We start from the raw sequence: 13,718 nt of genomic DNA on the forward strand, positions 1-13,718 counted from the left end.
CCGTGCGGCCCCTCCGAGCGGCTGTCGACACCCGTCGATACCGTCGACCGGAGGGGCCGCACCCTTCGCACCTTCGGAAGGAACGCCAGCCATGGCCATGGACGCCATCTCCGTCATCCGTACCAAGCGGGACCGCGGCGAACTCAGCGACGAGCAGATCGACTGGGTGATCGACGCGTACACCCGCGGGGAGGTGGCCGACGAGCAGATGTCGGCGCTCGCGATGGCGATCCTCCTCAACGGCATGAACCGGAGCGAGATCGCCCGCTGGACCGCCGCGATGATCGCCTCCGGCGAGCGCATGGACTTCTCGTCCTTGTCCCGCCCCACCGCCGACAAGCACTCCACCGGCGGCGTCGGCGACAAGATCACCCTTCCGCTGGCCCCCCTCGTCGCGGCCTGCGGTGCGGCCGTCCCCCAGCTCTCCGGCCGCGGCCTCGGTCACACCGGCGGCACCCTCGACAAGCTGGAGTCCGTCCCCGGCTGGCGCGCGCTGCTCTCCAACGAGGAGATGCTGTCGGTGCTGGACGGCACCGGCGCGGTGATCTGTGCGGCCGGCGACGGACTGGCCCCGGCGGACAAGAAGCTGTACGCGCTCCGGGACGTCACGGGCACGGTCGAGGCGATCCCCCTGATCGCCTCGTCCATCATGTCGAAGAAGATCGCGGAGGGCACCGGGTCCCTGGTCCTCGACGTGAAGGTGGGCACCGGCGCCTTCATGAAGACGATCGACGACGCCCGCGAACTGGCCCGCACCATGGTCGGCCTGGGCACCGACTCCGGCGTGAGGACGGTCGCCCTCCTCACCGACATGTCCACCCCGCTCGGCCTGACCGCCGGCAACGCGCTGGAGGTCCGCGAGTCGGTCGAGGTCCTGGCGGGCGGGGGCCCCGCGGACGTCGTGGAGCTGACCCTGGCCCTGGCCCGCGAGATGCTCGACGCGGCCGGCCTGAAGGACGCCGACCCGGCGAGGGCCCTCGCCGACGGCTCCGCGATGGACGTCTGGCGCCGCATGATCTCGGCGCAGGGCGGCGACCCGGACGCGGAGCTGCCGGTCGCGCGCGAACAGCACGTCGTCAGGGCCCCGTCCTCCGGCGTCCTCACCCGCCTCGACGCCTACGGCGTCGGCGTCGCCGCCTGGCGCCTCGGCGCGGGCCGCGCCCGCAAGGAGGACCCGGTCCAGGCGGGCGCGGGCGTCGAGATGCACGCCAAGCCCGGCGACACGGTGACGGAGGGCCAGCCCCTCCTCACCCTCCACACGGACACCCCGGAACGCTTCGACCACGCCCTCCAGGCGGTCGAGGGCTCTTACGACATCGAGGCCCCCGGTACGGACTTCTCCGCCACGCCGGTCGTGCTGGAACGTATCGCCTGACCAGCGGTTTCCCCGATCGGATGAACGGGACCGGTGGACCCCCACCGGTCCCGTTCGGCATGCTGCACTCGGTGACGCACCGAAGGGGATCGCCGTGAGCGCACTCACCGTGAGCCAGGACCCCGAGCAGAGCTGGGACGACCTCGTCCGGTTCTGGGAGGAGATGGAATGGCCCGAGGGCAGCAAGGTGTAGATCATCGAGGGGATCGTCACCGTGTCACCCGCTCCCGCATACCGTCACAACGTGATCGCGGAAAGTATCCAGCGCCGCCTGTACTCAGTGATTCCACCGGACGGGGGAATCTTCCAGACGCTGGCGATCGCCGTACCTTCGCGGGTGGGCATGCTCATTCCAGATCTTGTGGTGGCCCCGAGGCGGGACCACACCGAGTCGGACACCCACATCCCCGCCGCCCTCGCCGAGCTGGTCGTCGAGGTCACCTCGAAGTCCAACGCCCGCGACGACCGCGTCAGCAAGCCCGCCGCCTATGCCACCGCGGGCATCCCGCTGTACCTCCTCGTCGACCGCTGGGCCCCCGACGGTCCGACCGCGACGCTCCACGGCGAACCGAAGGGGGAGGTCTACCGTCCCTTGAGCACCGCGAAGTTCGGTGAGCCGATCAAGCTCCCCGCCCGTTCGGCCTCGTCATCGACACCAGTGGGTTTCCCGCGACCTGAGTCACCCCAGCAACGCCGCCACCACCACCAGCACCGGCACCGACAGCACCGTCGACACCAGGATCGCCTCCCGTGCCAGCTTCTCGCCCACCCGGTAGCGGCTCGCGTACGTGAAGAGGTTCTGGGCGGCGGGGAGGGCCGAGGTCACCACCACGTCCAGCAGGTGCGCGCCGCGCAGGCCGAAGACGCCCGCCGCCAGCGCCCAGGCGGCCAGCGGCTGGCCCACCGCCTTCAGCGCCACGGCGAGCAGCACCGCCCCGCGGTCACCGCCCCGCAGGGGCAGCGCGCTGCCGCGCAGCGAGATGCCGAAGGCGAGCAGCACGGCGGGGACCGCCATGTTGCCGATCAGGGCCACCGGGTCCCACACCGGGCCCGGTATCCCGATCCCGGCCGCCGACACCGCCACCCCCGCCAGCGACCCCACCGCGATCGGGTTGCGCAACGGGGTCAGGATCCGCCGCCACAGCGGCTGCTTCTCGCCCGCCGTCGACAGGTCGAGGACCGTCAGTGCGACCGGCGCGACCCCGACCAGCTGGAACAGCAGCACCGGCGCCACGAGCGAGGCGTCGCCCAGCACGTACACGGCGATCGGGATGCCCAGGTTGCCGGAGTTGACGTAGCTGGAGCACAGGGCGCCGATGGTGGTGCGGCCCACGCCCCAGCCGCGTACGACGCCCACCGCGACGAAGACGCCCGCCACCGCCGCCGTGCTCAGCGCGGTGACCAGGAGCCGGCTGGAGAAGACCACCGACAGGTCGGCCCGGGCGAGCGTGGTGAACAGCAGCGCGGGCGACGCCACGTGGAACGCCAGTTTCGTCAGGACCTCGTGGCCCTGTGCGCCGAGATGCCCCCTCCGGCCGATGACGTAGCCGACGCCGATGACGACGGCGATCACCAGGAACCCGCTCAGCACCCCCTGCACGGCAGCTCCTCGCGGACGCGAGGAACACCGGGCGGCATGGGCGGAGATGATCTATGGCGCATACACCCAACCCTCCGGGAGGGGCGTGTCCAGGTCAATGTGATCCTCACGGCGCCGCCCCGCACCGCGTGATCCTCACGGCGCCGCCCCGCACCGTGTCGCGATGAGTTACGCGCCGCCGCCCGGTCTACCGGTCGTGGACGCCATGACACCGCCCGTACTCGTGCTCAGCGGCCCCCTCGCCCCGGCCGAGGTGGGCGGACCCTGCGACGCGCTGCGGGCGCTGCTGGACGGGGGAGGCGGTGGCGGTTCGGGCCGGGTGGTCGTCTGCGACGTCGCCGGGCTGGGGCCGGCCGGCCTCGTCGCCGTGAACCTGCTCGCCCGGCTCCAGCTCACCGCCCGCCGGGCCGGGGGCCGGATACGGCTGCGCGGCCCCTCCCCGGCGCTACGCACCCTGCTCGACCTGGTCGGTCTCCGCTTCGAGATGGAGGGGCAGCCCGAACAGAGGGAACCACCGCTCGGTGTCGAGGAAGCAGTGGAACCCGGTGATCCGGCCGTCTGACATCTCCAGCACCTGGACCGCCCACGGGGCGAAACCGCCGGTCTCCGGGGCGGGCTTGTACTGCGCGAACCCGGGCAGCCCGTTGACCTCCACCGGCAGCAGCCGCGAACCCGCGCAGGCGGCGCCCAGCGTCGTCATGAAGCCCGTGATGTCGTCGGCGCCGGTCAGCCAGAGGTCGAACGGCGGCATCGTCATGAGGGCGTCCTCGTGCAGCAGCGCGGTCAGCGCCGACATGTCGTACTCCTCGAACGCCGCCACATAGCGCTCGAGCAGCTCGCGCTGCTCCTCGTCCAGCGGGTCGGACACCGAGGCGTCGGCTCCCGGCTGCCGCTGCTCCGCCAGCGTCGCGCGGGCCCGCTGGAGCGCGCTGTTCACCGACGCGACCGACGTGCCCAGCAGCTCGGCGACCTCACTCGCCTTCCAGGCCAGCACCTCCCGCAGGACCAGCACCGCCCGCTGCTTGGCCGGCAACTGCTGCAGCGCGGCCATGAAGGCGAGCCGCACCGACTCCTTGGCGACCGCCGCCTCCGCCGGGTCGGCGGGCGTGGGCAGCACCCGGGAGTCGGGCATCGGCTCCAGCCACGTGCTGTCCGGGCGGGGCGACAGGGCCGCCCGCGCCAGCGGTGTGGACTCCGTCAGGTCCATCGGCCGGGCCCGCTTGTTGCCCGCCGTCAGCATGTCCAGACAGACGTTGGTCGCGATCCGGTACAGCCAGGAGCGCAGGCTCGACCGGCCCTCGAACTTTTCGTAGCTGCGCCATGCGCGGATCATCGTGTCCTGCACCGCGTCCTCCGCCTCGAAGGAGGAGCCCAGCATCCGGTAGCAGTACCCGGTCAGTTCGACCCGGTGCGCCTCCAGCCTGGCGTCCAGGTCGGTCGTCGTCGCGGTGCCGTTCGTCATCGTCCACCCACCCCATGCGGTGTCGTCGTGGTCCACCACTTCGGAAGCTACCGCAGCCCACTGACAACGGTCCTCCGGGCGAACGAACGTGCAGGTCAGGGCAGCTGGCGCAGGATGTCCCCCGCCTCCGCCGCCCCTGCCCGTCCCCAGGGGCGGCGCTCCGGGGCCCCGCTCCGCCCCCGGACGGGCCTCGTCCCCGAGCGCCGGACGGGCCGAGAGGCAGTCCGTCCGGCGTTCGGGGAGCGGGCTCCGGTGCGGAGCCCCGGGGACGGGAAGGCGGCGGGGCGAGGGAAGTCAGGCCGGTCGGGCCGCAGCCGCCCGCGCAGCCGCCCGCGTCCCGGCCAGGGTGATCGCCGCGACCCCGGCCACCGCCACCAGCCCGACCCCCACCGTCGCGGCCCAGCCCCCCGCGTGGAACGCGAGCGCACCCACCGTGCTGCCCGCACTGGACCCCACGTAGTACGCGGACTGATACAGGGCCGACGCCTGCGCCCGCCCCACGTCCGCCGTCCTCCCGACCGCCGACGACGCCACCGTGTGCCCCGCGAAGAACCCCGCCGTGATCAGCACCAGCCCCAGCAGCACCACCGGCAGCGACCCGGCCAGCGACAGCAGCAGCCCCGCCGCGGTCGTCCCGCCCCCCGCGTACAGCGCGCCCCGGCGGCCCAGCCGCCCGACCAGCCGTCCGGCGGCGGAGGCCGAGACCGTGCCCACCAGGTACACCAGGAAGATCGAGCCCACGATGCCCTGCGGCAGGGAGAACGGCGCCTCGGTCAGCCGGTACCCGATGACCGTGTAGACACCGCCGAACACCGTCATGAACAGCGCGCCGATCGCGTACAGCCGCCGCAGCAGCGGATTGGCGAGGTGGTCGCGGACGGTGCGCGCCAGCACCCGCGGCCGCAGCGAGCCCGGACGGAAGTGCTTCGGTGCCGGCAGCAGCAGCCGGAACGCCACCGCGCACGCCACCGCGACCACGCCGATCACCCCGACGGCGACCCGCCAGCCCCACTCCTGCGCCACCCAGCCGGTGATCACCCGGCCGCTCATCCCGCCGACACTGTTGCCGGCGACGAACAGCCCGATCGCGGTCACCAGCGCCTTCGGCGTGACCTCCTCCGCGAGGTACGCCGTCGCCGACGCCGGCAGCCCGGCCAGCGCCGCACCCTGCAGCGCCCGCAGCGCCACCAGCGCGCCCAGCGACGGCGCGAACGGCACCAGCAGACCGAGGGTCACCGCGACGGCCAGCGAGGCCGTCATGACCGTACGCCGTCCGTAACGCTCCGACAGCGCGCTCATCGGCAGCACGAACAGGGCCAGGCCACCGGTCGCCGCCGCCACCGTCCAGCTCGCGTCACCCGCGCTCACCGCGAAGTCGCCGGAGAGCAGCGGCAGCAGGGCCTGGGTGGAGTACAGCAGCGCGAAGGTCGCGACGCCCGCGAGGAACAGGGCGAGACTCATCCGGCGGTACCCGGGGCCGCCCGGAGACATCCGGGACTCGGGGACGGCCTCGGGGGCGGGCCGGGCCGAGGAGGCCGAAGGAACGGATGCGACGGCGCCCACACCGGTGGACGCCCCGGTACTGGCGGGAGTCATGCCTCGAAACTACGGACGCCCCCGCTCATCCGTCCAATGCACGGAATCGCCATAATCGTTCCCATGGTGCATCAGCAGAGGTCACGGAGGAGGCTGTCACAGACCAGTGACACACGCGACACGGAAGACATGTCGAGGCTGCTCGCACCCCGCCTCGCCTATTTCGCCGGCGTCGCCCGCACCGAGCACGTCACCCGCGCCGCCCAGGAGATGCAGGTCCCGCAGTCCACCCTCTCCAGGGCGCTGGTCCGCCTGGAACAGGACCTGGGGGTCGAGCTGTTCGCCCGGCACGGCCGCACCGTCTCCCTCACCCCGGCCGGCCGCACCTTCCTCACCTCCGTCGAACGCGCCCTCGCCGAGATCGAGCGCGCCGCCGACGAGGTGCGCGCCGACGCCGACCCCGCCACCGGCAAGGTCGCCTTCGGCTTCCTGCACACCATGGGCGCCGAGACCGTGCCCGGCCTGCTGCACGCCTTCCGCGCCGACCACCCGCGCATCCGCTTCAGCCTGGTCCAGAACTACGGCGAGGCCATGCTGGAACGCCTTCGCGCGGGTGAACTCGACCTGTGCCTGACCTCCCCGGTGCCCGACGCCCCCGACCTCGTCGCCCGCCGCCTCGACGAGCAGAAGCTGCGCCTGGTCGTCCCCGCCGACCACCGCCTCGCCGGCCGCCGCCGCATCCGTCTCGCCGAGGCCGCCGACGAGACCTTCGTGACCCTGGAACCCGGCTACGGCCTGCGCCGCATCACCGACGACCTCTGCACCCGGGCCGGCTTCAAACCCCGCATCGCCTTCGAGGGCGAGGAAGCCGAAACCCTGCGCGGCCTGGTGGCGGCGGGCCTGGGCGTGGCCCTCCTCCCTCCGCCGGCCTTCCCCCGCCCCGGGGTGGTCGAACTGACGGTCACCGCCCCCAGGGCGGCCAGGGAGATCGGAGTGGCCTGGCTGGCCGGCCGCCCGGACACACCCCCGGTGGCGGCCTTCAAGAAGTTCCTGCTCTCCAAGAGGGGCACGCTGCTGCCGGCCTAGGGACGCGGGGAGCCGCGCGACCAGCCGCCGACGGCCCGCAAACCGCGACACGACGCGAGCCCCGACGGCGCTACCGCCGCAAGGACTTCCCGAACCCGGCAGCCAGCGGCATCCGCAACCCCAACGGCGGAGGCGCCGCCAGGGCATCCTGCACGGGCCGCGAGAACGCCCGCCCGAACAACGCCCCCATCACGAAGTCCTCCGCCAGCGCCAGTACTTCCTCCCGGTACTGGCTCAGTCCGTGCCCGTCCGCGTGGACTTCGAACCGGCACACCTCCCGGTTCGCCTTCTTCGCCCGCGCCGCCAGCCGGAACGACAGCTCGGGGTCGCTGCGCGCGTCATTCGTGCCGTGCACGATCAGCACCCGCCGCCCGACGAGCTGTTTCACCGGTTCGGGTGGCGCCGCCACATCCTCGTCCGGCAGCCAGGGGGCCAGCGCCAGCACGGAGTTGACGGCCTCGTGGCCCCCCGCGCGGAGCGCGGCCCTGCCTCCCATGCCGATTCCGGCGAGACAGACGGGGACGTCCCCGTAGCGCCGTACGGCCTCGTCGGCGGCCCACGAGGCGTCGCGCGCGAGGTGCGCCTCGCTGCCGTTCCAGCCCCGACAGCGGTAGTGGACGACATGGGCGGCGAGGCTCTCGTCCCGGCCCGCGCGGGTGAGGCGGCGCCCCAGGGCGCGTACGGAGGCGGCCGCCAGCACGGCGGACGGTCTGCGGCCGGACACCTCCTCGCCGCCGGGGAGCAGCAGCACCACTCCGCTCACCGCCGTCGGCCCCGGGCCGAGCGCCCTCCCCAGCCGGGCCGTGCGAGCCGGCGTCGCTTCCTGTGCCATGGCAGAACATTCTCAGAAGTGCGGGTGTACTCCACCCTGCCGTGCGGTCACCGTTACGTATCGGCGCTTTCGTCCACCCGGCGATCTACGCGCGTAGGAGTTAGAGTGCGGAAATGACGAGCCAGACCATCGCGAACATCCCGACCACGGAGCAGATCCGCCGGGCGCCCAAGGTTCTGCTGCACGACCACCTCGACGGCGGCCTGCGCCCCGGCACCGTCGTCGAACTGGCCCGCGAGAGCGGGTACCCCCGGCTTCCCGAGACCGACCCCGACAAGCTCGGACTGTGGTTCAGGGAGGCCGCCGACTCCGGCTCCCTGGAGCGGTACCTGGAGACGTTCTCGCACACCGTCGGGGTCATGCAGACCCGCGACGCCCTCGTCCGGGTCGCCGCCGAGTGCGCCGAGGACCTGGCCGAGGACGGTGTCGTCTACGCCGAGGTGCGCTACGCGCCCGAGCAGCACCTCGAAGGCGGCCTGACCCTCGAAGAGGTCGTCGAGGCGGTCAACGAGGGCTTCCGGCAGGGGGAGCGGCGGGCGAGGGAGAACGGCCACCGCATCCGGGTCGGCGCCCTGCTCACCGCGATGCGGCACGCCGCCCGCGCCCTGGAGATCGCCGAACTCGCCAACCGCTACCGGGACCTGGGCGTCGTCGGCTTCGACATCGCGGGCGCCGAGGCCGGCTACCCCCCCACCCGGCACCTGGACGCCTTCGAGTACCTGAAGCGGGAGAACAACCACTTCACCATCCACGCCGGCGAGGCGTTCGGTCTGCCGTCCATCTGGCAGGCCCTCCAGTGGTGCGGCGCCGACCGGCTCGGGCACGGGGTGCGCATCATCGACGACATCGAGGTCCACGACGACGGCACGGTCGCACTGGGCCGGCTGGCCTCCTACGTCCGGGACAAGCGCGTCCCGCTGGAACTCTGCCCGAGCTCCAACCTCCAGACCGGGGCCGCCGCCTCGTACGCCGAGCACCCCATCGGCCTGCTGCGCCGGCTGCACTTCCGGGCCACGGTGAACACCGACAACCGCCTGATGTCCCACACCACCATGAGCCGGGAGTTCGAGCACCTGGTCGAGGCGTTCGGGTACACGCTCGACGACATGCAGTGGTTCTCCGTCAATGCGATGAAATCGGCTTTCATTCCTTTCGATGAACGACTGGCCATGATCAATGACGTCATCAAGCCCGGATATGCCGAGTTGAAATCCGAATGGCTGTTCCGTCAGACGGCTTCCACCAGCGGTTCTCCGGCGACGGAAAGCTGAGAGCGGCGACGGCGGGGAATGTGGACACCGCCCGCCTTCACCGTTCCTCCGTATGTCGATGTTTGCGGCGGGAGGGGGCCCGTGTCTACGGTCTCAGCACCGCTCACTCCCCTCATCCCCTTTCGAGGACGCATTCCATGAAGCAGTCTGCTGCCAAGACCCTCGGTGTCGCCGTGCTGGGTGCCGCCTTCGCCGCGGTCGGCGCCGGCGCCGCCAACGCGGCCCCGGCCGTCCCGGACGCCGCTCCGGCGCTGGACACCGTCGACCGGGTCGTACCGGCGGAGAAGCTGTCCACCGTGCTGCCCGGCTCGGACCGGGCGCTGGCGACGGGCCAGGAGCTGGCCGACGCCGGCATGGCGACCGCGCAGCCGGTCGCCCGGCAGGTGGCCCCCGAGGTCCCGGCCACCGGTCTCCTCGGCGGCGTGCCGGTGCGGAACCTGCCCGCCCAGGGCGTCACCCTCAACGGGGTGCCGGTCGGCGTCTGACCCCGCCAGGCGAAGACGTACCGATGGGGCGCACCCGGAACCGGGTCGCGCCCCATCGGCGTACGCGCGGAAGGCGGCGCCGCGGGGTCACCAGGCCGGTCGGGCCTTGTCCTCCGAGGGCAACAGGATCCACAGCGCTATGTACAGCAGGAACTGCGGCCCCGGAAGCAGACACGACAGCAGGAAGATCACCCGCATCGTGGTCCCGGAAGTGCCGAAGCGCCGGGCCAGTGCGGCGCACACTCCGCCGATCATGCGGCCGTTGGTGGGGCGGGCGAGACGGCTCATAGCGGCTCCTCGGTGAGTGGTGCGAGGCCTCCCGACCGGCTGCCTCAGTGCACTCCACGGTACGGAGACGAAGGGGGCAAAGCATCACTCCACGGGGCGACTCCGACCCTGGGAATCGTCGGGGTCCTCCCCTGAGCCGCCTCCTCCGGGAGGAGGGCCGGGAGAGACCGCCGTACCGCCCGGCGGCGCAGCCGGGCGCGGCCCGCCGGCACCACGGCCGCATGGGCGAGCGCCGCGCCCGCCGTGTTGAGCAGCAGCGAGTCGACGTCCACGACCTGGCCCGGCACCGCGGTCTGCAGCATCTCGACGGCCAGCGACACCAGCGCGGTCGCCGCCGTGGCGCGGATCAGTGAACCCAGCCGAGAGACGGCCAGCCGGCCCCCGGCCATGGGCAGCAGCACACCCAGCGGTGCGAGCAGCGCCAGCCCCTCGCAGAGCCGGCGGGCCCCCGTGGCCCAGCCCAGCGCGAAGTCGCCCCGGATGCCGTGCAGCGGCCGCAGATTGGCGGGCATCACCCAGGGGACGTCCAGGGGGCGCAGCGTGTACCAGGCGACGAACGCGAGATACGCGGCGAGGAGGAGACCCCCTGTCACACGGATACGGGTCGCGGCGGAGCCGCCGGTGAGGCCTTGACGCTGCACGCCCCCCTAGACGCGCTCCCCGGCACGATCGGTTCCGGGACGTCGTCCGTTCACCGCACGAGGCATGCGCCACAGCCGGGGCTCACCCGCCGGTGACCTCCGAGGACGGCGGCTCCCCGGCCTCCGGACGGGACCGGACCTCGTCCGTGCACGCGTAGCGGCGCGGCCGGGCGTCGTCGGGGCCGCCCAGGACCACCGAGCCGTCGCCCTCGGCCGCCGCCGAGTCGGAGAAGGTGCACACGATCTGCGCGAGCCCGGCGGAGGTGAGACTCCCGGGCGCGGTGCTCAGCCGCAGCGTGTCCTCCGGATCGCCGGGCCGCGGACCGGTCACGGTCGTACCGCGCCCTACCCGCGTGCCGTAGCCGGCCTGCTGCTCGGCGGCCGACGGCTCCTGGGACAACGCGTCCAGCAGTCCCTGCGCCACCAGCACGCGCCGCGAGTCCGCCGCCCCGTCCGGTACCCGCACCGCCCGGTCCACGGCCACCAGCGACGACCCGCACAGCAGGAACACCTGCACCGGAAGCCCCCGCTCCGGCTGCGTCGGCGCCTCCGGTTCGGCCAGTGAGCAGCGTGCCCGCGACGGCGCCGGCCCGAAGTCGGTCGGCACCTCCGTGGCCCGTATCCCGCACCCGGCGAGCAGCGCGCCCAGCGCTCCCACCGCGAGCAGTCCCCGTGTGCGCCGCAGAGCAGTCCGTACGTTCATCGGGCGTCCCCCTCGACGACCTCGTCCTCGGCGTCGCCCGACTTCTCCGAAGGGCTCTGCGCGGACACGTCCCGCGGCAGCCGCAGGGTGAACACCGCTCCACCCTCCGGGGAGTTGGCAGCGGTGATCTCGCCCCCGTGGATGTGGGCGTTCTCCAGCGCGATGGACAGGCCCAGACCGCTGCCCTCCGAACGCGGCCGCGAGGCGCTCGCCTTGTAGAAGCGGTCGAAGACGTGCGGCAGGACCTCCTCCGGGATGCCCGGCCCGTGGTCCCGCACCTCGACGACCACCGCGCCCCCGTCCCCGGTGCCCTCCGAGCCGTCCTCCCGCACCGAGACCCGCACCGGCGACCCGCCGTGCTTGAGCGCGTTCCCGATCAGGTTCGCCAGGATCACATCCAGCCGACGCGGGTCGATGCGGGCGTGGATGCCGCGTTCGGCGTCCAGATCGACCGCGTCCAGCCAGGCGCGCGCGTCGATGCAGGCGGTGATCTGGTCGGACATGTCGACGTCGTCGAGGACCAGCCGGGCGGTGCCCGCGTCGAAGCGGGTCACCTCCATCAGGTTCTCCACCAGGTCGTTCAGCCGTCGGGTCTCGCTCACCACCAGCCGTACCGCGGGCTCGATCATCGGGTCGATGCCGCCGCCCTCGGACTCCAGCTCCTCCTCCAGGACCTCGGTCACCGCCGTGATCGCGGTCAGCGGCGTACGCAGCTCGTGGCTCATGTCCGCCACGAACCGCCGGGACGCCTCGTCGCGCCCCGCCATGTCCGCCACCCGCTTCTCCAGCGCCTCGGCCGCCTTGTTGAACGTCCGTGACAGATCCGCCAGTTCGTCGGTGCCCGACACCCTCAGCCGCGTGTCCAGCTTTCCCTCCCCGAGCCGCCGCGCGGCCGTCCCGAGCCGCTGCACCGGCTTCAGCACCGTCGTGGCCGCCGCGTGCGCGAGCAGCGCGGAACCTATCAGCGCCAGCCCGCTGGCGATCCCCAGCGACCAGGCCAGCGAGTTGAGATCCTTGGCCTCCGTCTCCAGCGACTTCAGCATGTAGCCGGTCGGCCCGCCGCCGATCACCCGCGTCCCCGCCACGAGGTAGGGGGTGTCGCCGTCGACGATCCGCTGCCAGTACAGACGGTGCGGGTACTTGTTGTTCGACGTGACCTTCTGCCGCTCGGTCACCGCCTCACGCAGCGGGACCGGCACGTCCTGCAGCGAGAAGCCGTTCAGGCCGCCCGAACTGCCGTACACGGTCCGTCCGCCGGGGCTGTCAGCGACCAACAGCACGGTGAAGCGCTGGCTGCTGTTCGCCATCTGACCGGCCGTGCGCTGCAATTCGTCCTGAGTGGGGTGCTCGGGCAGCGCGCCCGCCCGGTTGCGCATCTCCTGCTCGAAGTCGCGCAGCACCGCGTCCTGGGTGCGGGTCAGCACCGACTCGCGGTTCAGCCAGTACGCGATGCCGGACGCGGACACCGCTGCGGTGAGAGCGACCAGCCCGAACACCACGACCAGCCGCAGCCGCAGGCTGGTGAACCGCAGCCGTGACCACACTCCCTTGCGCGCGGCGGACCAGCCGCCGGCCCCCCTCCGGTGCTCCTGTGTCACTGAGGTGCGTCCAACCGGTAGCCGACACCGCGCACGGTACGGATCAGGGTCGGGGACGACGGCACGTCCTCGACCTTGGCGCGCAGCCGCTGGACGCACGCGTCCACCAGGCGCGAGTCGCCCAGGTAGTCGTGCTCCCACACCAGCCGCAGCAACTGCTGCCGGGACAGCGCCTGCCCCGGCCGCCGGCTCAGCTCGAGGAGCAGCCGCAGTTCGGTCGGCGTGAGCTGGAGGTCCTCGCCGTTCTTCGTCACCGTCATCGCCGAACGGTCGATGACCAGGCTGCCGAAGGTCGCCGAGTCGCTGGACTCCCGCTCGCCGCGGCGCAGCACCGCCCGGATGCGGGCGTCCAGCACCCGGCCCTGCACCGGTTTGACGACGTAGTCGTCGGCGCCGGACTCCAGCCCGACCACCACGTCGATGTCGTCGTTGCGCGCGGTCAGCAGGATGATGGGCAACTGGTCCGTGCGCCGGATGCGCCGGCACACCTCGAACCCGTCGATGCCGGGCAGCATCACGTCCAGCACGATCAGATCCGGCCGCTGCTCGCGCAGCAGTTTCAGACCGTCCTCACCGCTGGCAGCGGTCGCCACCCGGTGACCCTGGCGCGTCAGCGAGAGCTCCAGGGCGGTGCGGATGGCGTCGTCGTCCTCGATCAGCAACAGTGAAGGCACGGGCCCATTCTGGCCCATGGAGGGCTTCCCGTTCGACCCGTGGACGGCAGATGCCCCTTGAGCCCGGATACGTGCCGCTCCGTGCACGGACGGCTGTGAAGGACCCGCGGGCCCGCCGTGACCGGCCCTTGTGACACGCCTGTGACAGTCGGCTGACACGGCCATGA

General features: G+C 72.5%; 14 protein-coding genes and 1 pseudogene. 6 read left to right on the forward strand and 9 right to left on the reverse strand.

Going from position 1 to position 13,718, the window contains the following annotated elements; genetic code table 11:
• Positions 1-97 precede the first annotated feature (97 nt).
• Positions 98-1,375, forward strand: a complete 1,278-nt coding sequence (locus KYY02_RS02310; RefSeq protein ID WP_371235719.1) for a thymidine phosphorylase — start codon at positions 98-100, stop codon at positions 1,373-1,375.
• 94 nt (positions 1,376-1,469) lie between these two features.
• Positions 1,470-2,053, forward strand: a pseudogene (locus KYY02_RS02315) (Uma2 family endonuclease).
• A 1-nt stretch (position 2,054) separates the two neighbouring features.
• On the opposite strand, the gene KYY02_RS02320 reads toward KYY02_RS02315, so the two are convergent.
• Positions 2,055-2,975, reverse strand: coding sequence for an AEC family transporter (locus KYY02_RS02320; RefSeq protein WP_371235655.1), 921 nt, complete (start codon positions 2,973-2,975; stop codon positions 2,055-2,057).
• A gap of 163 nt (positions 2,976-3,138) precedes the next feature.
• Here KYY02_RS02320 and KYY02_RS02325 point away from each other — a divergent pair, with 163 nt between their 5' ends.
• Positions 3,139-3,537: an STAS domain-containing protein gene (locus KYY02_RS02325; protein ID WP_371235656.1), complete on the forward strand. Its 399-nt coding sequence runs from the start codon at positions 3,139-3,141 to the stop codon at positions 3,535-3,537.
• Here the strand turns inward: KYY02_RS02325 and KYY02_RS02330 are convergent.
• Together KYY02_RS02330 and KYY02_RS02335 are read right to left on the reverse strand one after the other, a co-directional pair.
• Complete coding sequence (locus tag KYY02_RS02330) at positions 3,421-4,437, reverse strand: sigma-70 family RNA polymerase sigma factor (protein WP_371235657.1); 1,017 nt, start codon at positions 4,435-4,437, stop codon at positions 3,421-3,423. The two genes, KYY02_RS02325 and KYY02_RS02330, sit on opposite strands and share 117 nt — an antisense overlap.
• A 294-nt stretch (positions 4,438-4,731) precedes the next feature.
• Positions 4,732-6,033: an MFS transporter gene (locus tag KYY02_RS02335; protein ID WP_371235658.1), complete on the reverse strand. Its 1,302-nt coding sequence runs from the start codon at positions 6,031-6,033 to the stop codon at positions 4,732-4,734.
• Between the two features lie 63 nt (positions 6,034-6,096).
• Between KYY02_RS02335 and KYY02_RS02340 the strand changes: the two genes are divergently transcribed.
• A complete protein-coding gene (locus KYY02_RS02340) occupies positions 6,097-7,059 on the forward strand; it encodes a LysR family transcriptional regulator (protein WP_371235659.1) in 963 nt (320 codons plus the stop codon).
• Positions 7,060-7,129: 70 nt separating this feature from the next.
• On the opposite strand, the gene KYY02_RS02345 is transcribed toward KYY02_RS02340, so the two are convergent.
• A complete protein-coding gene (locus KYY02_RS02345; RefSeq protein ID WP_371235660.1) occupies positions 7,130-7,891 on the reverse strand; it encodes an alpha/beta hydrolase in 762 nt (253 codons plus the stop codon).
• Between the two features lie 113 nt (positions 7,892-8,004).
• On the opposite strand from KYY02_RS02345, the gene KYY02_RS02350 reads away from it, so the two are divergent.
• Together KYY02_RS02350 and KYY02_RS02355 are read left to right on the forward strand one after the other, a co-directional pair.
• Positions 8,005-9,162, forward strand: coding sequence for an adenosine deaminase (locus tag KYY02_RS02350; protein WP_371235661.1), 1,158 nt, complete (start codon positions 8,005-8,007; stop codon positions 9,160-9,162).
• A gap of 137 nt (positions 9,163-9,299) precedes the next feature.
• On the forward strand, positions 9,300-9,647 hold the full coding sequence (locus KYY02_RS02355; protein ID WP_371235662.1) for an ATP-binding protein: 348 nt from the start codon (positions 9,300-9,302) through the stop codon (positions 9,645-9,647).
• Between the two features lie 87 nt (positions 9,648-9,734).
• Here the strand turns inward: KYY02_RS02355 and KYY02_RS02360 are convergent, their stop codons facing one another.
• The 5 genes from KYY02_RS02360 to afsQ1 all read right to left on the reverse strand — a co-directional run bounded on the left by KYY02_RS02360 (position 9,735) and on the right by afsQ1 (position 13,551).
• A complete protein-coding gene (locus KYY02_RS02360; protein ID WP_371235663.1) occupies positions 9,735-9,935 on the reverse strand; it encodes a PspC domain-containing protein in 201 nt (66 codons plus the stop codon).
• A 44-nt stretch (positions 9,936-9,979) separates the two neighbouring features.
• Positions 9,980-10,576, reverse strand: coding sequence for a VanZ family protein (locus KYY02_RS02365; protein WP_371235664.1), 597 nt, complete (start codon positions 10,574-10,576; stop codon positions 9,980-9,982).
• 82 nt (positions 10,577-10,658) lie between these two features.
• Entirely contained in the window at positions 10,659-11,279 is a 621-nt protein-coding gene (locus KYY02_RS02370) for a hypothetical protein (RefSeq protein ID WP_371235665.1), read from the reverse strand.
• Positions 11,276-12,877, reverse strand: a complete 1,602-nt coding sequence (locus KYY02_RS02375) for an ATP-binding protein (RefSeq protein WP_371235666.1) — start codon at positions 12,875-12,877, stop codon at positions 11,276-11,278. Before KYY02_RS02375 ends, KYY02_RS02370 begins: the two co-directional genes overlap by 4 nt.
• Positions 12,874-13,551, reverse strand: a complete 678-nt coding sequence (gene afsQ1 / locus KYY02_RS02380; protein ID WP_030830243.1) for a two-component system response regulator AfsQ1 — start codon at positions 13,549-13,551, stop codon at positions 12,874-12,876. Before afsQ1 ends, KYY02_RS02375 begins: the two co-directional genes overlap by 4 nt.
• Between the last annotated feature and the right edge of the window lie 167 nt (positions 13,552-13,718).

The organism is Streptomyces pimonensis (assembly GCF_041380215.1).
Lineage (GTDB): Bacteria > Actinomycetota > Actinomycetes > Streptomycetales > Streptomycetaceae > Streptomyces > Streptomyces pimonensis.